Below are 19774 nucleotides of genomic sequence, written 5' to 3'. Positions count from 1 at the left end.
GGGCCCGACCGCGCTCAGCCGAGGCAGTAGCGCAATGCCCGCAGTCTCAGGTCCTCGAGCGGATCGTCGACTGCGGGACGAATGAAGTAGTCGACGACCGTCGCACCCGGCACGCGGTAGACCTCCGCCTGCGCACGGGCCAGCGGCTCGCCGCCGACACGCACGTCGACCATCGCGCCCCGGAAACTCGCATGGCGCCGGATGTCGCCAGGCCCCAGGGCCGAAAGACGGCTCCAGCGCTCGTCGATGCAGCGCACCACGTCGTCCGCGTCGTAGCGGGTCAGGAAACGCACCACCGGTGGCGGTCGCACGCTGGCACCGGCGACCCGGCCGGCGGGCTCCGGCGCGGCCGTATCGCCCCCTGAAAGCGGATCTTCCGGTGCGGCGGCGCGCCCCGTTGCGCCGGCACAGGCCGTCAGTACCACAGCCAGCAACAGCGCGGCGGGCACGCGCAGCAGGCGCTGCCACGGCCACATCGCGGGTGGGCCCGGCCGCAGCCGCCGCGCGGCGCATGCCGCATCGCCGCGCGCGCATGCCACGCGCGGTGCGTCGTAGCGCGCGGTGCACGGCCGTCCTGCCGGAGCGGCTGGAGCGGCGGGAACGGCTGGACGTGCCGCTGCGCTCGCATCGTCCGGAACGGCATGCATCCGCGCCGGCTCAGTCGTGCACCGTGACGCCACTGTCGATCGTGCCGTACATCTCCACATGACCGCCGTTCGCACGCGGCGCGACCGGCGCGCAGCCGGCACAGGCAAGCGCACAAGCCAGCGCCATCAACAGGACTTTCATCGTCGCGGCTCCGCAGCGGTTCGGTTGCGTCAGACTGCCATCGGCGCGGTCAGCGGCGGGTGATGTTGGTACCCTTCGAGCACGAAGTCGGCGGGTTCAACCTTTTCCAGCCACTCGGGCGCGAACACGCCCGTCTCGTTGAAGTCGGGGATGCGGTCCGCGATGCGCAGCGTCGGCGCGGGCAACGGCGCGCGGTCGAGCTGGGTACGCACCATGTCGAGCTGGTTTTCGTAGAGGTGGGCGTCGCCGATGAAATACGAAAACCAGCGCGGCCGATAGCCGGTCAGCCGGCCGATCAGGTGCAGCAACGCAGCGGCTTCGCACAGATTGAACGGCGCGCCCAGGCCGATGTCGTTGCTGCGCACGTAGAGGCACAGCGACAGTTCGCGGCGCTGCGCATTCGGCAGGAATTGGTAAAGCAGATGGCATGGCGGCAGTGCCATCTGGTCGAGTTCGGCCGGGTTCCATGCATGAAACAGGATGCGCCGGTCGCCCGGGCGCGCATGGATGGTCTCGACGCACTGACGCAGTTGGTCGATCGCCTTGTACAGCACGAGCGAGTCGGCCGTCTCGGCAACCACCTGGAAACCCTTGCCGAGCGCATCGTCCAGCTGAGCGCGCGCGTCGCGCGCGACCCGCTTGTAAGCGGGCCAGGCGCGCCATTGCACACCGTAGATGTCGCCCAGGTCGTCGGGCCCGCCCCGGTAGGGATTGTCCAGCCAGGCCTGGTTCTCATTGGCGTTCTGGTCCCAGACCTTGCAACCGAGCGCGCGAAAATCCGCGGCGCTGCGCGTGCCGCGCAGGAAGCCGACCAGCTCGCCGATCGCCGACTTGAACGGTAGCTTGCGGGTGGTCACAGCCGGAAAGCCTTCGGCAAGGTCGAAGCGCATGGCCGCCCCCGGGACGCTGAGCGTGCGGATTCCCGTGCGGTTTTCCTGCCAACTGCCGGTGTCCAGCACCATCCGGACCAGATCCAAGTACGCCTGCATGCCTGCCCCTCCGTGTAATGCGCCAGTGTAGCAAAACGGCGCCCGGCCAAGCGCGAGCGGCCGCCCGCACGGCCGCATCTTGTAGAATCGGCTCGACGGTGCGGCGCTTCGCCTCGCGCCGCCGCTTCGTTCCGCGCTTCCGACTTCCAGCCGAATGACCTATCTCACAATGATCGTCGCGCGCGCCCGCAACGGCGTGATCGGACGAGACAACCAGCTTCCCTGGCACATCCCCGAGGATCTCGCGTTCTTCAAGCGCACGACGATGGGTGCGCCGATCGTGATGGGCCGCAAGACCCACGAGTCGATCGGTCGCGCGTTGCCCGGCCGGCGCAATCTCGTGGTGAGCCGCAATCCCGATTATGCGAGCGCGGGCTGCGAAGTGGTCGGCGGACTCGACGAGGCGATCCAGCGCTGCGCCGATGCCACGGAGATCTTCGTGATCGGCGGCGCGCAGCTGTTCGCCGACGCCGCCGAGCTGGCGACCCGCCTGCTGATCACGGAGGTCGATGCCGACGTCGCGGGCGACGTGTCGTTCCCGGCGCCGGACCCTGCGATTTGGCATGAAACGGCGCGCGAGTCGCATCGCTCGACGGGCGCCGAAGGCTACGCGTTCTCGTTCGTCGAGTACCGTCGTCGCCCTTAGCCGGTGGCCCTTAGCCGGTCGCCCGTAGACGGTCGGGCGGCGGACGGTCGGACCGGCAGGGGTTCCGCCGGGCCGCGCCGAGGCGCAGCCCGCGTCGCGTTCAGTCGCCCCGACCGGCGACCGTCATTTCCTCGATCAGCAGCGAGCCCACGCGCTTGTTGCCGCGCACCAGCGTATCGGCGCCCACCGCCGCGATGCGCGAGAACATCTCGGTGAGATTGCCCGCGATCGTCACTTCCTCGACCGGGTACTGGATCACGCCCTTCTCGACCCAGTAGCCGCCGGCGCCGCGCGAGTAGTCGCCGGTGACCAGGTTCACGCCCTGCCCCATCAGGTCGGTGACCAGCAAGCCGGTATCGAGCTTGCGCAACATCGCGTCCAGGTCGTCGGCCGGCTCCGTCAAGCGGCTTTCGAAGTGCAGATTGTGCGGCCCGCCCGCGTTGCCGGTGGTGGCCATGCCGAGCTTGCGCGCCGAGTAGGTCGACAGGAAATAACCTTCGACCACACCGTTCGAGACCACCTTGCGGCGCTGCGTGCGAACCCCTTCGTCGTCGAACGGCGCACTGCCGGAGCCGCCAATCTCGTGGGGATCCTCGACGATGTCGATGTGCTCCGGAAACACCTGCCGCCCGAGACTATCGAGCAGGAACGTGGTGTTCCGGTACAGCGCGCCGCCGCTGATCGCCTGCACGAACGACGCCACCAGGCCGGCCGCGAGGGGCGCCTCGAACAGCACCGGACACTTGCGCGTGGCGATCGGACGCGCGCGCAGACGCGCCAGCGCCCGCTGCGCCGCATACCTGCCGATGGCTTCCGGCGCGGTGAGCAGCGTCGCGTCGCGCTGCGACGAATGCCAGTCGTCACGCTGCATCTGGCCGTCCAGGCCGGCGATCGGCGCGCAGGTGATGTAGTGCCGCGACGACGGAAAGCCGCCGACGAAGCCGCGCGAGGTCGCGAGCACGAACTGCGAGTGTTGCGCCGCAACGCTTGCCCCGTCCGAATTCACGATGTGCGCATCGGTCTCGAAGGCGGCCCGCTCCGCGCGTTGCGCGATCTCGACGGCGGTCGTCGCATCCAGTTCCCAAGGATGGAACAGGTCCAGGTCGCGCGGCGCGGTTTCGAGCAATTCCGCCTCGGCCAGTCCCGCGCACGGATCCTCGGCGGTGAAGCGCGCGATGTTGTAGGCCGCGGCGACCGTGTCGCGCAGCGCCTGCGCGGAAAAATCGGAAGTGCTCGCGTTGCCGCGACGGTTGCCGATGAACACCGTGACGCCGACCGACTTGTCGCGGTGATGCTCGATCGTCTCGACCTCGTCGCGTCGCACCGACACCGACAGGCCATCGCCCTCGGACAGTTCCGTGGCGGCATCGCTCGCGCCGAGTGCCTTCGCGTGCGCGAGGATGTCGGCCGCAATGGTCCGCAGCTCATCCTGGGTGTGGGTAAACAAGCGCTCTCGTCGAGCCATGACGCTCCTTCTCCTTCCGATCGATGGGCCGATCATAGCAAGCCTCGACGCACGCCGCTGGCACCTGACGGCAGGGTGCCGGCACGGCGGCGCGACGGGCTACAATACGGCCCATGAGCCGCCGATCCCATTTCCCCGACGACGCCGCGCCGAGCGACGATCTTTCCGACGACGGCTACGGCCGTCCCAGCAAATCCCAGCGCAAGCGTGACATGCATGCGTTGCAGGAAATCGGCGATGCCATTGCGGCACTGCCGAAGGACGCGCTCAAGCGGGTGCCGATGCCCGAGGCGCTGTACGACGCGATTCGCGAGGCGCGCCGCATCACGGACCACGAAGGTCGGCGCCGTCAGATGCAATACGTCGGCCGGGTGATGCGCACGCTCGAACAGCAGGAGGTGGCCGCGCTGCAGGCGGCGCTTGCCGCGATCCGCGGCGACAGCCGGGCGGAGACCGCCAAGCTGCACGCGGTCGAGCGCTGGCGCGAGCGGTTGCTGGCCGACGATGCCGCGATGACCGAGTTCCTTGCCGCCCACCCGCAAGCCGACAGCCAGCAGGGTCGCACGCTGGTCCGCAACGCGCGTCGCGAAGCCGCCGCCGGCAAGCCGCCGCGCTACTTCCGCGAAATCTTCCAGTGGGTGAAGGCGGCGATCGATGCCGGCAATGCGGGCGCGACCGCCGACGACGGCGCCGACGCGTTCGACGATGACGATGACGACAATGGCGCGGCCTGGACGGGCGGCCGCGCCCCGACCGGTGCCGCCCGCGCCGCGGACGCGACGGACGAAGTTGACGAAGCGGACGAAGACGACGCGCGCGACGCGGCGGCACGCCTGCGGGCCCTGCGCGGTCAGTGACCGGGAGCCGGCATGCGCCGGCGCCGCTACTCAAGGAGCGATGATCATGACGACCTCACCCGAAGCGCCGCCCGCCGACGAGCTGGATGCCGATCGCCCGCTGCGCGTCGGCCTGGTCTCCGTGAGCGACCGCGCGAGCCGCGGCGACTATGTCGACCAGGGCATCCCGGGCCTGCGCGATTGGTTGGGCGGCGCGTTGGCGACGCGCTGGACGGCCGTCGAGAAACTGGTTGCCGACGATATCGGCGAGGTGTCCTCGGCGCTGATCGATCTCGTTGACGAGGACCGGTGCGAGCTCATCCTGACCACCGGCGGGACCGGGCCAGCGCGACGCGATGTGACGCCCGAGGCCACGCTTGCGGTGGCAAGCCGGGAAATGCCCGGTTTTGGCGAGCAGATGCGGCAGATCAGCCTGAATTTCGTGCCGACCGCCATCCTGTCGCGGCAAGTGGCGGTGCTGCGCGAACTCGATGACCATGCGGCGCTGATCATCAATCTGCCGGGACAGCCGAAGGCGATCAAGGAGACGCTTGAAGGGCTGCGCGACGGCGATGGGCGCGTGACGGTGCCGGGCATCTTTGCCGCGGTGCCGTACTGCATCGATTTGATCGGCGGCCCGTATATCGAAACGCATGAGAGCGTGGTGTCCGCCTTCCGCCCGAAGAACGCGCGCCGGCAGTAAACGGGCGCGACGTTCCGATTGGCTTGATCGCCCCGATCGGCCCCACCGCTCCCAGCGCGCGGCTCGTTCGCTACGCTTTCCGACCATTGCGGATCGGTATCGGCATCGGCATCGGTATCGGGACCGGGGACCGGGGACTGGGCGCGGCCAGGCCGTCAGCCGAGATTGATGAAGTGCTTGCGGTAGTACTTCAGTTCGGCGATCGACTCCTCGATGTCTGCCAGCGCCGTATGCTGGGCACGCTTCACGAATCCCTTCGTGATCTCGGGCCGCCAGCGCTTGGCCAGCTCCTTCAGGGTGCTGACGTCAAGGTTGCGATAGTGGAAGAAACGCTCCAGTTCGGGCATCCAACGCGCCATGAAACGGCGGTCCTGGCAGATCGAGTTGCCGCACATCGGCGATTTGCCGCGCGGCACGTAGCGGTCAAGGAACGCGATCAGCTCGGCACTGGCCGTCGCCTCGTCGGTGTTCGAGGCGCGCACGCGCTCGATCAGGCCCGAGCGGCCATGCGTGGACTGGTTCCATTCGTCCATCGCGTCGAGCGCGGCGTCGCTCTGATGAATCGCGAAAACCGGCCCGGTCACCGCGCGCTCCAGCTTGGGATCGGTGACGACCACTGCGACCTCGATGATCCGGTCGCGCTCGGGCACCAGGCCGGTCATCTCCATGTCGACCCAGATCAGGTTGTATTCACTGCGGCCCAGCGGCGCCTGCGCCTGTTCGGTCGTGCCGCTTGCTTGCTCGTCGTTCATTCGTAAACCTTGCCCTTGCGCACCGCCGTGGCTCCGCGCCCGAATGAAACGGCCGCGGCGCATCGTCAACGCGCTGCGGCCGAACGCGGGCCTGAAACCACGACACAAACTATAATTTTGGCATAGTTCCCACGGACGTCCCGATGTTTACATTCGTCTTTGCGCTGGCCCTCGCGGCGATGGTCGTCACCAAGCTGTGGCTGGCCGCTCGCCAGATCCGGCACGTGCGCGCGCACCGCGACAGCGTGCCGAGCCGCTTCGCAACCACTATCCCACTCACCTCCCATCAACGCGCCGCCGACTACACGGTGGCGCTGACCCGCCTGGCAATCGCCGAAACGCTGGTCGGCGCGCTGCTCCTGCTGGTGCTCACGCTGGGCGGTGGCATCGCCGCGCTGGACGCATTGACGCTGGGCTGGTTCGGCCGCGGCATCGGGCAGCAACTCGCGTTGATCGCCTCGGTGCTGGTCATCTCGGGCATTGTCGACCTGCCGTTCGACTACGCCCGCCATTTCGTCATCGAGGAGCGCTTCGGCTTCAACCGGATGACGCGCCGCCTGTTCTTCCTCGACGGGCTGAAGTCACTGGTGCTCGGCGCGGCGTTCGGGCTGCCGCTGATCGCGCTGGTGCTGTGGCTGATGGCGCGCGCCGGGCAGGCGTGGTGGCTCTACGCATGGCTCGCCTGGATGGTCTTCAGCCTCGCCGCTCTGGTTCTGTTCCCGACCGTGATCGCGCCGCTGTTCAATAAGTTCGAGCCGTTGGCCGACGCTTCGCTGCGCGAGCGTATCGACCGCCTGCTCGTGCGCTGCGGCTTCCGCTCGAAAGGGCTGTTCGTGATGGACGGCAGCCGACGCTCCGCGCACGGCAACGCCTACTTCACCGGTTTTGGCGCGGCCAAGCGAATCGTCTTCTTCGACACGCTGCTGGCACGGCTGAACGGCGACGAGATCGAGGCGGTGCTCGCGCACGAGCTGGGCCATTTCAAGCACCGGCATCTGATCAAGCGGCTGACCACCTTGTTCGGCCTGAGTCTGGCCCTGCTTGCGCTGCTCGGTTGGCTGTCGACAACCGCCTGGTTCTACGCGGGCCTGCATGCGGTGTCCGCGCCGGTGGCCGACGCGATGGCCGCCGGGGCCCGCGACGGGCTGTCGCCGCTGGTCGGCCACGAGGGGCTGGCGCTCCTGCTGTTCTTCCTGGCCCTGCCGGTCTTCACGTTCTTCCTCGGCCCGATCGGCGCGATGACTTCGCGCCGGCACGAGTTCGAGGCCGACGCGTTCGCGGCGTCGCAGACGAATCCGAACGATCTGGTCAGCGCCTTGGTCAAGCTGTATCAGGACAATGCCTCGACGCTGACGCCCGACCCGCTCTACACCGCCTTCTACTACTCTCATCCGCCCGCGCCGGAACGCATCGGCCGGCTGGCGGGGGCCGCATGAAGTACCGGCAGCGCGACACGCGAGAGGTCACGGCGGTTGGGGAAACTTCGGAAGGACGAGTCATTGCGGCCCACGGTCGGCACTATCTGGTCGAACCGGCCGCGGGCGGCGCGCCGATCCAGTGCTTCCCGCGCGGCAAGAAGAGCGAGGTGGCGGTTGGCGATCGTGTGCAGTACGCGGCGATCGCGGCCGACCAGGGCGCCATCCTGGCGATCCTGCCGCGCGTGACGCTGCTGTACCGGTCCGATCAATACAAATCGAAGGTCTTTGCGGCCAACGTCGACCACCTCCTGATCGTGCTGGCCACGGAACCTCACTTCAGCGAGGACCTGCTGGGACGCGCGCTGATCGCCGCCGAGGCCGCCGGCATCGCCGCGACGATCGTGCTGAACAAAACTGACGTCGCGCCGGCCCTGCCGGCTGCGCGGGCGCGCCTGGCGCCTTACGCGGCGCTGGGTTACCGCGTCGTCGAGATCAGCGCGCGGCAGGCGCCCGATGCGGCGGCCGACACCCTGTTGGGCTTGATCGGCCACGACGCCTGTCTGCTGCTCGGTCAGTCGGGGATGGGTAAGTCGACGCTGGTGAATCTGCTGGTGCCCGGCGCCGATGCGGCAACGCGCGAGATTTCGTCGGCGTTGAACTCGGGCCGGCATACAACGACCTTCACCCGGCTGTTCACCCTACCTGACAGGGAGCGTAGCGGGGAGGGCCCGAACGGCTCAAACGGCTCGAACGGCGCGTCGCTGATCGATTCGCCTGGCTTTCAGGAATTCGGCCTGCACCATCTGAGCGAAGGTCAGCTGGAACGCGCATTCCCGGAATTCCGTCCGCTGTTGGGCGGATGCCGCTACTACAATTGCCGGCACCTGCGCGAACCGGATTGCGCGATCCTGGCCGGCGTCGCGAGCGGCGCGGTGCTGCCCGCACGCCACGCGCTGTATGCGCAGTTGGTCCATGAGTCCAGCCAGATGGTGCGCTGACGGCGGCGCGTGAGCGGCGCTTGCGGCGCCGACCGGTCGGTGCCGGTGCTGCGGCCGCCGGTTGCGCCGGTTGCGCCGGTGCCGGCGGCCGGCGCGCATCGGTGCATCAGCGCGACCGCCGTCGTGCACTCAACCGAACCACAGCGCGGCGGACAGCATCAGCAGCAGGATCATCCACAGGATGACCGCCCGCCAGACCATGCCCACCGCCGACTGCAAGGTGCGTGGCGTGCATTGGCCGTCCAGTTCGACGGTGACGTCCCCCGACAACGCATCGAGGCTGTCCGGTTCCGCGATCGGCGTGGCCAGACGCACGCCGAGGCCACCGCCGCCGGCCGCGAGCAACACGCCATCGTTGCTCTGCGGCAATTGGCGGGCGGCCTGCCGCCACGCGTGCACCGCGTCCTCGAAATTGCCGACGATGGCGAAGCCCAGCGCCGTCAGGCGTGCTGGCAGCCAGTCGATCAGGTAGAAGATCCGTCCGGCGAAGCGCGGAAACGCCGCGTCGGGGTCGTCACTGACGTCGATCCACTCGCGCGACAGGTATTCGGCAATTCGGTACAACACCGCGCCGGCCGGGCCGATCGGCACGATGAACCAGAAGAACACGCCGAAGACATGACGATGCGACTGGACCACCGCATAACGCAGCGTGTGGCGCACGATTTCCTCGACCGGCATGTCGTCGGTCGTCATGCCGGTCCACTCGGCCAGGATTTCGCGCGCCTGCCCGACGTCGTCCGCATTCAGCGCAAGGTGGATGTCGGTGAAGTAGTGGCTGAACTGCCGGAAGCCAAGCGTGAAGTACAGCACCACCACGTTCCACGCGAACGCCAGCACTACATGGACTTCGAGCAGCAGCACGTAGATCAGGCCGACGGCCAGCGTCCACGGCAGTACCACGGCCAACCATGCGAGCGCGCCGTGTCGGGTCCGTCCGGCATCCAGCCGCTGGTGCGCGGCGCGTGCGTGCGACGCCAGCGTCAGCGCTATCGGATTGCGCGCGGACAGCGCACGGAACTGCTCGATGATCAGTGCCAGGAGGACGGAAAGGAAGGTCATGCTGCGTGCCGGAAAGTGCCCAGGTGCCCGGTTGGCGGCCCAATGGGAGCAGCTACGATAGCACAGGGGCGCGTTGCAACAGCGCAACAGCAGCTCGGCTGATGACGCGCTGCGGGGAGATGCAACGAGATGCGGCGAGATGCGGGAAGCGGCCGGCACGGCCTGCCAGGGCACGTGTGAGGTGATGCGGCGTCGCGCCGCGCCGACGCCTGATGAAGACGCCTGATGAAGACGGCCGATACAGACGCCAGGTGCCCGCTCCGCCGAGGCGGGGCGTCTGGTTCCGCTGCGGTCAGGCGCTCAGGAAACGATAGAGGTTGCGCAGCATGCCCGCCGTCGCGCCCCAGATGAAGTGCCGTCCGCCGCCCTCTGGCCGCGGCCAGGGCATCGAGAAGAAGCGGCGCGAACCGGCGGCGGTTTCCAGCCAGCGCACCTCGTGGTGGCGCGGGTCCATCAGGAACGACAACGGCACTTCGAAGATTTCCGCCACTTCATCGTCGGCCGCCACCACATCGAACGGCGGATGAACCAGCGCAACCACCGGCCGCACGAGGTAACCGGTGCCGGTCAGATAGTCGGGCAAGGCGCCGATCGGCTCGACGCACGCCGGATCGAGCGCGACTTCCTCCAGCGCCTCGCGCAACGCGGTGGCGACCGCATCGTGGTCTTCCGGGTCGCGACGACCGCCGGGGAAGCTGATCTGGCCGGCATGCTTGCTCAGATGCGCGGCGCGGTGCGTCAGCAGGACAGTGACGCCATCGGGTCGATCGACCAGCGGCACCAGCACGGCCGCCTGACGCGGATCGCGCGCGAGCCCCGCCATCCGGTCTTCCGCGATGATGTCCGGACGCCATGTCGGCGGCGCCGTGAAACGTTGCCGCAGCGCCGCCGGCCGAAGCGCGGCCGGCTGCACAGGCGGCAGCCCCTCACCGGTCGACTCGACCGGGACGGATTCGGGATCGAAGGGACTGCCTGCAAGCACTGACAATTTCTGCGTGGACGTCGAACGTCTATTCCATCACATTCGCGCGCTGCGCGGTGGCATCGCACCGGTGCCGGGCGACACCGTGAAAAAAACAAGGCACCGCGTGGGGTGCCTTGCACGAGCGTTACGCCTGAGCGTTGCTCTCTGCGGCTGGCGTACGGCGAACCAGCTTTTCCTTGATCCGAGCCTTCTTGCCGGACAGGTTGCGCAGGTAGTACAGCTTCGCGCGGCGCACGTCGCCACGGCGCTTGACCTGGATGCTGGCCAATTGCGGCGAGTACGTCTGGAACGTCCGCTCGACGCCTTCGCCCGACGAGATCTTGCGCACGATGAACGACGAGTTCAGGCCACGGTTACGCTTCGCGATGACCACGCCTTCGTAGGCCTGGACGCGCTTGCGGTTGCCTTCGACGACATTGACGTTCACGACCACCGTATCGCCCGGTGCGAAATCGGGGATGGTCTTGCCTTCCAGCACGCGCTGGATCTCTTCTTGTTCGAGCTGATCGATCAGATTCATCTTCTACTCCCAAACCCATCGTACCGGCGTTTGAGCACTTTCGGCCCCGGCATAGGATGGATGGAACATGGCGACCGCGAACGGCCGCCGCCTATATGCCTGGCGAATCCTTCGCCAGGCTTGTCAACCATGCCTCGTCGGCAGGGCTCAACAATCCTTCGCGCCGCGCCCGCTCCAGCAGATCGGGCCGTTTGCGCCATGTCGCCGTCAGCGACTGCCGACGGCGCCACGCGATGATTTCCGCATGGTGACCACCCAGCAACACGTCGGGCACCCGTTCGCCGTCGTACTCCTCGGGCCGGGTGTAATGCGGGCAGTCGAGCAAGCCATCGACAAAACTGTCCTCGACTGCCGACTTGTCGTCGCCAAGCACGCCCGGCAATTGCCGGATGATCGCATCGAGCAGCGCCATCGCGGGCAACTCACCGCCCGACAGGACGAAGTCGCCCAGGCTGATTTCCTCGTCGACACGCCGATCGATCAGACGCTGGTCGATCGCTTCGTAGCGTCCACACAACAGCGTCAGGCCGGGTTCACCGGCCAACGCCATCACACGACGATGCGTCAGCGGCGCGCCCTGCGGCGACAGCAACACGACGCGGGTTTTCGGTCCTTCCGCTGCCTGGGCCGCGGCGGCTGCATCCAGCGCCGCATCCAACGGGCGCGCCAACATCACCATGCCGGGACCGCCGCCATACGGCCGATCGTCGACGGTGCGATGCGCGTTCTGCGTGAAATCCCGTGGATTCCACGTCATCAGCGAATAGGCGCCCAGTTTCGCGGCGCGCGCCGTGATGCCAAAATCGGTCAACGCCCGAAACATCTCGGGAAACAAGGTCACCACGTCGAAACGCATGCCGCCCCGCGGGTCAGTAGTCGAGCTGCCAGTCGACGACGATGCGTCGGCCCGGCACGTCGACCTCGACCAGATAGGCATCGACGAACGGAATCAGGCGTTCGACCGCGTCGTCACCCGTGCCCGGCGCGACAACCCGCAACACCGAATGCGCACCGTTGTCGACCAGGTCCACGACCGTGCCCAGCACGTCCCCGGACGGGTTCGACACCGTGATACCGATCAGATCGACCCAATAGAACTCGCCATCCGGCAGGGTCGGAAAATCGCCGCGGCGGACCTTGATCCGTGCGCCGCGCAATGCCTCGGCGGCGTCCCGGTCATCGCAGCCCGCCCAGCCGGCCACGACACTGCCGCTATGCAGACGCGCTCGCACACCGGATACCACGCTCAACGCCCCGTGGCGATCGATCCACCACGTGCGGGCGTTCAACAGCGCGTCACCGCCCTGGCCGTGTGGCACGACCTTGACCTGGCCGCGCACGCCGTAAGCCTGCAGGATCACGCCGACTTCGATCAGATCGGCCGGCGGCTCACCTGCTGCATGCGGTGCGTGTACCGCATCGCCCGCGCCGGCGCTGCCCGTCTCGGCATCGACCGGGCGCGCAGACGCAGCGCCCTTCTCGCCTCTCGCGGCACGCGGCACAAACGCACCGAAGGGGCGGCTTTCACTCATGCTGATTCACCGATCGGCCTGACCGCACCGATCCGCTGGCTGGGTCCGGACGGACTCAGGCAGCCGGCGCCGCAACCGGTTCAGCGGCGGCGGTCGCGCCAGCCTGCTTCACCAGACGCTGGACGGTCGGCGACAGTTGCGCACCGACGCCAATCCAATAGTTCAGGCGGTCCTGCGCGATACGCAGCGTTTCACCCTTGCTCGCAACCGGGTTGTAAAACCCGACGCGTTCGATGAAACGGCCGTCGCGGCGGCTGCGCGAATCGGTCGCGACGATGTTGTAGAACGGACGCTTCTTCGCGCCACCGCGCGACAGACGGATAATGACCATGCTGGTTCCTTGCGAATTCGGTTCAGCTAAAACACGCCATTATAGCGGGTAAACCGTTGAGCGCGCGATTTTATCTGAAAAGCTTGTCGCGCGCGTGGTGCAGTCCATCTGCTGGCATCGCCGGGCGCACGTCAACAATATTCGGTACGGCGGCGGCGGCGGCCAGAGGGACAGCAGCGGCTGCGACAGGCGGCGCCTGTGCCGGCGCTCGCGCTGGCGGTACAATCCCGCTGCCCATCGCCATCCCGATGCCGTTCGAGCATTCGGTACCGCGCCGGTCATCGATAGTCGTCGCCCTCGCCAGACGTCAGGCCGGCCCGCCCGGCCGCCGATGCCCGCCGATGCCTGCCGCTGGCATCGCATATTGCCGTGCGGTCACATCGGCCTAGCGTGCACCGGCTGGCGATGCGGCTGCCATTCCTTCGTCCCGCTTCCATTGCCGTCGCTCATGTTGGCTCCCGCCCGCTTTCGGTCCAAGACCTTCGCCGCCCTGCTCGCCTTCCTGCTCGGTAGCGTTGGCGCACACCGCTTCTACTTGTTCGGACGGCGCGACCGCTACGCGTGGCTGCACATCGCCGCCACGCTGCTCGGCGCGGTCGGCGTGGGCCTGCTGTTCGAAACGCACCGCGCGTCGCTGACCGGCTGGGTCCTCGCGACGATCGGTGCGATATCCGTATTCGCCGCGTTTATCGCCGCACTTCGGATCGGCCTGCGCCCCGACGCGCAATGGGATCAGCGCTTCAACGCCGCGACCGGCCGCGAATCTCGCTCGGGCTGGCCAGTGGTGTTCATCGTGATCTTCTCGCTCTTCATCGGTGCCAGCCTGCTGATGGCCGCCTTGGCCATCACGTTCCAGACCTATTTCGAGTTCGATCTCGGTCAAACGAGCACGGAAGCGCCGGCGCGCTGAAGCGCCAGGCGGCTGCTGACGGACGACCGACCACCGATGTAGAACGGCTGACGGCTGACGACCGACGGCTGACGGCTGACGGCGCAGTCCGATGCGGCGCCCGCCGTGCAGTGCGGTGAGGCATGGTCAGAACAGTCGCATCTGTGCCGTCTCGCCCGCGGGCCGGACGAACAGATCGGTGCGAAGATCCGGCCGTTTCGCATTCAGTCCCAAGCGCCGCACCGCGACCGAAAAACGCTTCGCCACCAGTTCCGCATGCACCCCGGTGCCACGCAGACGCGTACCGAATTCGGCGCTGTTGTGCGCGCCATCCCGCACCTGCTCGATCAGGCTCATCACATGGCGGCTGCGCATCGGGAAATGGGCGTCGAGCCATTCGACGAACAGGTCGCGCACCTCGCGGGGCAGGCGCAACATGACGTAGCCCGCCTGCGTGGCGCCCGCCGCCGCGGCCGCTTCCAAGACCCGCTCGATATCCGCATCGGTCAAGGACGGGATGACTGGCGCGACGACGACGCCGGTCGGCACGCCCGCTTCGGACAAGCGGCGAACGGCTTCGATGCGTCGGACAGGCGTGGTGGCGCGCGGCTCCAAGTGCCGCGCGACGGTGGCATCCAATGTCGCAACGGACAGATAGACCCGCACCAGCTGCCGCTGCGCGAGACGACTCAGAATGTCCAGATCGCGCAGCACGAGTGCGGATTTGGTGGTGATCGTGACAGGGTGCCCGCAACGGTCGAGCTGTTCGAGCACCGCACGGGTCAGCCGGTGTTCCCGCTCGATCGGCTGATACGGATCGGTGTTGGCGCCGAGCGCGATGCATGCGGGTTCATAGCCTGGGCGCGCCAATTCGGCGCGCAGCGCGGCCGCCGCATTGGTCTTCGCGTAGAGACGAGTCTCGAAATCGAGACCGGGCGACAGCCCGAGATAGGCGTGACTGGGCCGGGCGTAGCAATAGATGCAGCCATGCTCGCAGCCACGGTAGGGATTGATCGAACGGTCGAAGGGAATGTCGGGCGAGGTGTTGCGCGAGATGACGGTACGCGCGGTTTCCGCGGTGACACTGGTCACGAAACGGACCACGTGCTCTTGCGCCGTGTCGGCATCGAGGCGGCCATCGTCGACCTCGCGTTGACAGGCATCGAAGCGCGAGGCGACATTGCTGACGGCGCCACGTCCCTTGCGCGCCGTTGCCGGCGCATACGAGGGGGCGCCGGCTCGGTCGGGTGGACTGAAGCCATCGAAAGCAATGCAAGCACCGGATGGATCGGACGCGTCGGATGCATCCGAGCCGCTGCGCAGCGAAGCGCGCGGCGTCGCGGCGCCGTTTTTCTGGGAGACCGTTGCCCGGCCGACGCGCCGGGATGCCGCGGCGGTAACGGCGTCGGCCGTGGACGGTGCGACGCGCCCGCTTGCTCGCGTCGCAGGTCTAGGCGCGTATGGCTCATATGGCTCGTATGGCGCGTCCGGGGAGCGGGAATTGGAAGTAGGCATGGCAGCACGCAGCGCATGAGTATTGTATAAATATACAGTATTTCCGCGCGCACGCTACCCGGTCAATCGTCCAGCTTCAGTGCCAGCGTCTCCTTGACCTCCTCCATCACCATATAGGTCCGCGACTGCACGGCACCGGGCAATTGCAGCAACACATTGCCAAGGATCTTGCGGTAATCGGCCATCTCGCCAATGCGCGCCTTGATCAGATAGTCGAAGTCGCCGGATACCAGGTGACATTCCAGTACCTCGGGCACCTTCAGCACCTCGCGTCGGAACTGTTCGAACATATTGCCGTTCTTGTGATCGAGCGTGATCTCGACAAACACCAACAGTGACGCGCCAAGCAGTGCAGGGTTCAGGCGCGCGTAATAGCCGGTGATGAAACCGTCACGTTCAAGTCGCCTGACTCGCTCGGCGCAGGGCGTGGTCGACAGCCCGACGCGCTCTGCCAGGTCTTTCAGCGACATGCGGCCGTCGGCCTGCAGCGCACCGAGGATGCGGCGATCGATCCGGTCGATGTTTTTCACTGGATTTGCCTTTCTTGTCGTTTTATTTCGCTGGATGAGGCGATTTTTTCGTGCCCAAACGCCTTATTTTAACGAATAACATAGGCATCTTTCCTGGCAATCAACATCAAACCTGCAATGGAAATCATCGTTCTCGGCGCTGGCGTCGTCGGCACCACCAGTGCCTACTATCTCGCGCGCGCTGGACACAAGGTTCGCGTCATCGACCGCCAGCCGGCACCGGCGATGGAAACGAGCTTTGCCAACGCAGGGCAGATTTCACCAGGCTATGCGTCGCCCTGGGCCGCCCCGGGGGTGCCGCTGAAGGCGCTGAAGTGGATGTTCCAGCAACACGCACCGCTGGCGATTCGCCTCGACGGCTCGCTGTTGCAACTGCGCTGGATGGCGCAGATGCTGCGGAACTGCACAGCCGACCGCTATGCGACGAACAAGGCGCGCATGGTGCGCATTGCCGAATACAGTCGCGACTGCATGCGCGCGCTGCGCGCCGACACGGCCATCCAGTACGAAGGACGCACGCGCGGCACGCTGCAGGTCTTTCGCACGCAGCAGCAACTCGACGCAGCGGCCAAGGACATCGCCGTCCTGCGGGACGCGGGCGTGCCTTTCGAGCTGCTCGACAGCACCGCCGCGCTGCATGGCGCCGAGCCCGCATTGGCCGCCGGGAAGCTCAGCGGCGGCTTGCGCTTGCCGAATGACGAGACCGGCGATTGCCAGCTCTTCACCACTCGCCTGGCCGCGATGGCCGAAGCGCTCGGCGTGACATTCGAATATGACACGCCGATCGATGCGCTCGCCACCGCGGGCCAGCGCGTGGTCGGCGTGCAATGCGGTCAGACACTTCATCGCGCCCAGGCCGTGGTGGTCGCCCTGGGCTCGTTCTCGACATCGTTCATGCGGCGCATCGTCGAGTTGCCGGTGTATCCGCTCAAGGGCTATTCGCTGACGCTGCCGATCGTTGCGCCGGACGCCGCGCCCGTGTCGACGGTGCTGGACGAGACCTACAAGATCGCGATCACGCGTTTCGACTCGCGCATCCGCGTCGGGGGCATGGCGGAGATTGCCGGCTTCGACTACCGGCTCGACCCGAAGCGCCGCGCCACGCTGGAGATGTGCGTCGGCGATCTGTTCCCCGGCGCGGGCGACGCGTCCGCCGCGAGCTTCTGGACGGGACTGCGCCCGATGACGCCGGATGGCACGCCGATCGTCGGACCGACGCCGGTCGACGGCCTGTTCCTGAACACCGGGCACGGGACGCTTGGCTGGACCATGTCCTGCGGCTCCGCGCAATTGCTCGCCGACCTCATCTCTGGACGCCGCCCGGCGATTGCGGCGGACGACTTGTCGGTGTTCCGCTATCTCGGCCAGCGCCAGGCCGCGGCGCCGGCCTACGCCTGAGCCTACGCCTGAGCCTACGCCTGAGCCGACGCCTGAGCCGACGCCGCAGGCTGACCACGGTCGGCTGCGCGGTCTCGATTGCTAGCCGATGCCGGTCGCCACGCGACCTCCTGCGTCGCAAGGGTCTTCGGCCGGCCGCCAGTCGTCACCCGTTCCGGCGGCCGGCGCGTCGAATCCGCAACCAAGCGAACACGGCGGCGCGCTGGTACGCAGGCCGCTCACGGTTCGGCCTTGCCGGCCGGGGTCAGACAAGCGCGTCGGGCACACCCCAGACTGTCTCGCTGGCGGCGGCGTCGGCCTCGTCGCAGGCCAAAATCGCGCGGCACAGTCCCTCGGCCCTCGGCAATACGCCGGACAGATAGAACCGTGCGCTGGCACGCTTGCCTTGCGCGTACGCTTCGCTCACGTCGCTCGCCGCCGGGCCCGCCGCAAGGGCCAGCAACGCCCGCCCATATTGCCAGCCGCCCAATACGTAGCCGAAGCCGAGCAGCATCGGCACCGCAACCGCATGGGCGACGATCTCGTTTGCGGCGCCCGCCTTCAGTACATGAGCCACCGCGCGGTCCAGCGACTCGACCGCGACGGTCAACCCGTCTCCGTACGCACGCGCCAATGCGTCTCCGTCGCCCAGCGCGGACGCCGTCGTGCGTATTTCAGCGAACAGCGCGCGAGCGACCGCGCCGCCGTCGCGGAGGATCTTGCGGCCGATCAGGTCGTTGGCCTGGATCGCTGTCGTCCCTTCGTAGATCGTCAGGATGCGGGCGTCGCGGTAGAACTGCGCCACGCCCGTTTCCTCGATGTAGCCGCTGCCGCCGTGCACCTGTACCGCCAGGCTGCTGACTTCGAGCGACATCTCCGTACACCAGCCTTTCACGATCGGCACCAGGAACGCATAACGCGCGCGCTGCGCGTCGCGCAGCGACGGTTCGATCTCGTGGCGAGACCGGTCCGCCGCGGCCGCGGCCTGATAGGCCACCATGCGCCCCGCCTCGGTCAGGCAGCGCATCGTGGCGAGCATGCGCCGCACATCCGGCTGGCGGATGATCGGCGCCGGACCGTCGGCCGCGCCAATCACCGCGCGGCTCTGCAAACGCTCCCGCGCATAGGCGCGGGCCTGCTGGGTGGCGTGTTCCGCGATGCCGACGCCCTGCATGCCAACCATGAAGCGGGCCGCGTTCATCATGATGAACATCGTCTCCAGCCCGCGGTTTTCCTGGCCGACCAGAAAGCCAGTTGCGCCCTCGTGCTCGCCGAACTGCAGCACCGCAGTCGGACTGCCGTGGATGCCGAGCTTGTGCTCCAGCGACAGGCAGTGCACATCGTTGCGTTGCGCCGGCTTGCCGGCCGCGTCGGGCAGCCATTTCGGCACCAGGAACAGCGACAGGCCCTTGATGCCGGCCGGCGCGTCCGCGAGCCGCGCCAGCACGAGATGGACGATGTTGTCGGCGAGATCATGGTCGCCATAGGTAATGAAGATCTTGGTGCCGACGATTCGATAGCGCCCGTCGCCGACCGGCTCGGCGCGCGTCCTCACCAATGACAGGTCGGAACCGGCCTGCGCCTCGGTGAGATTCATCGTGCCGGTCCACTCGCCGGCAACGAGCTTGGGCACGTACTCGCGCTTGAGCGCGTCGTTGCCCGCGATCAGCAACGCTTCGATCGCGCCGTCGCTCAGCAGCGGACACAAGGCGAACGCCAGGTTGGCGCCGTTGAACATCTCGGCCAGAGCCGCGGCGAGCAGCTTCGGCAGGCCCTGGCCACCGTACTCCGCCGGGTGCGTCACGCCCTGCCAACCGTTGTCCGCGTATTGCCTGAAGGCCGCCGCAAATCCGGGCGTGGCGTGCACGCCGTCGGCGTCGCGCGTCGGCGGCTGCCGATCGCCGACCGGATTCAGCGGCGCCAGCCGTTCGCTCGCAAAGCGGGCGCCTTCGGTCAGGATGGCGGCGACCGTATCGGGTCCCGCCTCCTCGCAGCCGGGCAAGGTCGCGAGCTGCGGCAGACCGGCAAGTTGGTTCATCACGAACCGCATGTCTTCCAGCGGTGCCTCGTATGCCATGTCTCCTCCAATGAAAAAGGGCGCCGCGATGGGCGCCCTTGTCTGTACCGTTGATGCCGCGATGCCGCTCTGGCGGCGGCTTGCGGCAGGTCTCAGAGCGCCGCGACCAGTTCCGGCACGAGGGCGAACAGGTCGCCGGCCAGGCCGTAGTCGGCCACGCCGAAGATCGGCGCCTCCGGGTCCTTGTTGATCGCCACGATCACCTTGCTGTCCTTCATGCCCGCCAGATGCTGGATCGCCCCGGAAATGCCCACCGCGATGTACAGCCCCGGCGCCACGATCTTGCCCGTCTGCCCCACCTGGTAGTCGTTCGGCACGAAGCCCGCGTCCACCGCCGCGCGCGAGGCGCCCAGCGCCGCG

21 protein-coding genes and 1 pseudogene are annotated in these 19774 nt (G+C 67.5%); 7 read left to right on the top strand and 15 right to left on the bottom strand.

Features of this window, described 5'->3' with window-relative positions; genetic code table 11:
- Positions 1-14 precede the first annotated feature (14 nt).
- The 3 genes from BLU54_RS19715 to BLU54_RS19710 form a co-directional block, all read right to left on the bottom strand.
- A complete protein-coding gene (locus BLU54_RS19715; protein ID WP_139169774.1) occupies positions 15-476 on the bottom strand; it encodes a hypothetical protein in 462 nt (153 codons plus the stop codon).
- Between the two features lie 181 nt (positions 477-657).
- Positions 658-789: a hypothetical protein gene (locus tag BLU54_RS24400; protein ID WP_268874550.1), complete on the bottom strand. Its 132-nt coding sequence runs from the start codon at positions 787-789 to the stop codon at positions 658-660.
- 29 nt (positions 790-818) lie between these two features.
- Positions 819-1778, bottom strand: a complete 960-nt coding sequence (locus BLU54_RS19710) for a thymidylate synthase (protein ID WP_091912243.1) — start codon at positions 1776-1778, stop codon at positions 819-821.
- Between the two features lie 154 nt (positions 1779-1932).
- On the opposite strand from BLU54_RS19710, the gene BLU54_RS19705 reads away from it, so the two are divergent.
- Positions 1933-2424, top strand: coding sequence for a dihydrofolate reductase (locus BLU54_RS19705; protein ID WP_091912241.1), 492 nt, complete (start codon positions 1933-1935; stop codon positions 2422-2424).
- Between the two features lie 100 nt (positions 2425-2524).
- Here the strand turns inward: BLU54_RS19705 and pmbA are convergent, their stop codons facing one another.
- Positions 2525-3889 carry a metalloprotease PmbA gene (pmbA, locus tag BLU54_RS19700; RefSeq protein ID WP_091912239.1) on the bottom strand — a complete coding sequence of 455 codons (1365 nt, stop codon included), beginning with the start codon at positions 3887-3889 and terminating at the stop codon, positions 2525-2527.
- 113 nt (positions 3890-4002) lie between these two features.
- Here pmbA and yjgA point away from each other — a divergent pair.
- A pseudogene (gene yjgA, locus BLU54_RS19695) lies at positions 4003-4608 on the top strand (ribosome biogenesis factor YjgA); the annotation flags it as partial.
- Positions 4609-4792: 184 nt separating this feature from the next.
- Entirely contained in the window at positions 4793-5428 is a 636-nt protein-coding gene (gene mog / locus BLU54_RS19690) for a molybdopterin adenylyltransferase (RefSeq protein ID WP_091912452.1), read from the top strand.
- Between the two features lie 155 nt (positions 5429-5583).
- On the opposite strand, the gene orn is transcribed toward mog, so the two are convergent.
- Positions 5584-6180 (bottom strand): oligoribonuclease, encoded by a 597-nt coding sequence (orn, locus tag BLU54_RS19685; protein WP_091912235.1) that lies wholly within the window; start codon positions 6178-6180, stop codon positions 5584-5586.
- 143 nt (positions 6181-6323) lie between these two features.
- Between orn and BLU54_RS19680 the strand changes: the two genes are divergently transcribed.
- Entirely contained in the window at positions 6324-7616 is a 1293-nt protein-coding gene (locus tag BLU54_RS19680; RefSeq protein ID WP_091912233.1) for a M48 family metallopeptidase, read from the top strand.
- On the top strand, positions 7613-8596 hold the full coding sequence (gene rsgA, locus BLU54_RS19675; RefSeq protein WP_091912231.1) for a ribosome small subunit-dependent GTPase A: 984 nt from the start codon (positions 7613-7615) through the stop codon (positions 8594-8596). Before BLU54_RS19680 ends, rsgA begins: the two co-directional genes overlap by 4 nt.
- A 129-nt stretch (positions 8597-8725) precedes the next feature.
- Here the strand turns inward: rsgA and BLU54_RS19670 are convergent, their stop codons facing one another.
- From BLU54_RS19670 to rpsP, 6 genes are all read right to left on the bottom strand, one after another.
- A complete protein-coding gene (locus BLU54_RS19670) occupies positions 8726-9658 on the bottom strand; it encodes a CobD/CbiB family protein (RefSeq protein ID WP_091912229.1) in 933 nt (310 codons plus the stop codon).
- 292 nt (positions 9659-9950) lie between these two features.
- Entirely contained in the window at positions 9951-10640 is a 690-nt protein-coding gene (locus BLU54_RS19665; RefSeq protein ID WP_091912228.1) for a CoA pyrophosphatase, read from the bottom strand.
- A 127-nt stretch (positions 10641-10767) separates the two neighbouring features.
- A complete protein-coding gene (gene rplS / locus BLU54_RS19660; protein ID WP_091912226.1) occupies positions 10768-11163 on the bottom strand; it encodes a 50S ribosomal protein L19 in 396 nt (131 codons plus the stop codon).
- Positions 11164-11254: 91 nt separating this feature from the next.
- Entirely contained in the window at positions 11255-12019 is a 765-nt protein-coding gene (trmD, locus tag BLU54_RS19655) for a tRNA (guanosine(37)-N1)-methyltransferase TrmD (RefSeq protein WP_091912224.1), read from the bottom strand.
- Between the two features lie 13 nt (positions 12020-12032).
- Positions 12033-12695 (bottom strand): ribosome maturation factor RimM, encoded by a 663-nt coding sequence (gene rimM / locus BLU54_RS19650; protein WP_091912221.1) that lies wholly within the window; start codon positions 12693-12695, stop codon positions 12033-12035.
- A gap of 55 nt (positions 12696-12750) precedes the next feature.
- Entirely contained in the window at positions 12751-13026 is a 276-nt protein-coding gene (rpsP, locus tag BLU54_RS19645; RefSeq protein WP_091912219.1) for a 30S ribosomal protein S16, read from the bottom strand.
- 448 nt (positions 13027-13474) lie between these two features.
- On the opposite strand from rpsP, the gene BLU54_RS19640 reads away from it, so the two are divergent.
- Positions 13475-13936: an NINE protein gene (locus BLU54_RS19640; RefSeq protein WP_091912217.1), complete on the top strand. Its 462-nt coding sequence runs from the start codon at positions 13475-13477 to the stop codon at positions 13934-13936.
- A gap of 126 nt (positions 13937-14062) precedes the next feature.
- Here BLU54_RS19640 and BLU54_RS19635 read toward each other — a convergent pair whose 3' ends face one another.
- Entirely contained in the window at positions 14063-15430 is a 1368-nt protein-coding gene (locus tag BLU54_RS19635; protein WP_091912215.1) for a PA0069 family radical SAM protein, read from the bottom strand.
- A 62-nt stretch (positions 15431-15492) separates the two neighbouring features.
- Positions 15493-15960, bottom strand: a complete 468-nt coding sequence (locus BLU54_RS19630) for a winged helix-turn-helix transcriptional regulator (RefSeq protein WP_235838041.1) — start codon at positions 15958-15960, stop codon at positions 15493-15495.
- A 117-nt stretch (positions 15961-16077) separates the two neighbouring features.
- Between BLU54_RS19630 and BLU54_RS19625 the strand changes: the two genes are divergently transcribed.
- A complete protein-coding gene (locus BLU54_RS19625) occupies positions 16078-17358 on the top strand; it encodes a D-amino acid dehydrogenase (protein ID WP_091912213.1) in 1281 nt (426 codons plus the stop codon).
- Positions 17359-17602: 244 nt separating this feature from the next.
- Here the strand turns inward: BLU54_RS19625 and BLU54_RS19620 are convergent, their stop codons facing one another.
- Both BLU54_RS19620 and BLU54_RS19615 read right to left on the bottom strand, forming a co-directional pair.
- Positions 17603-19414 (bottom strand): acyl-CoA dehydrogenase, encoded by a 1812-nt coding sequence (locus BLU54_RS19620; RefSeq protein WP_091912210.1) that lies wholly within the window; start codon positions 19412-19414, stop codon positions 17603-17605.
- Between the two features lie 92 nt (positions 19415-19506).
- Positions 19507-19774 (bottom strand): FAD-binding protein (locus BLU54_RS19615; RefSeq protein WP_211435385.1); only part of this gene is annotated, 268 nt, incomplete at its 5' end.

Source organism: Chitinasiproducens palmae, assembly GCF_900095735.1.
In the GTDB taxonomy this organism is placed as follows: Bacteria; Pseudomonadota; Gammaproteobacteria; order Burkholderiales; family Burkholderiaceae; genus Chitinasiproducens; species Chitinasiproducens palmae.
The sequence above is the reverse complement of the archived record's forward strand: the minus strand, read 5'-3'. Positions and strand labels throughout refer to the sequence as shown.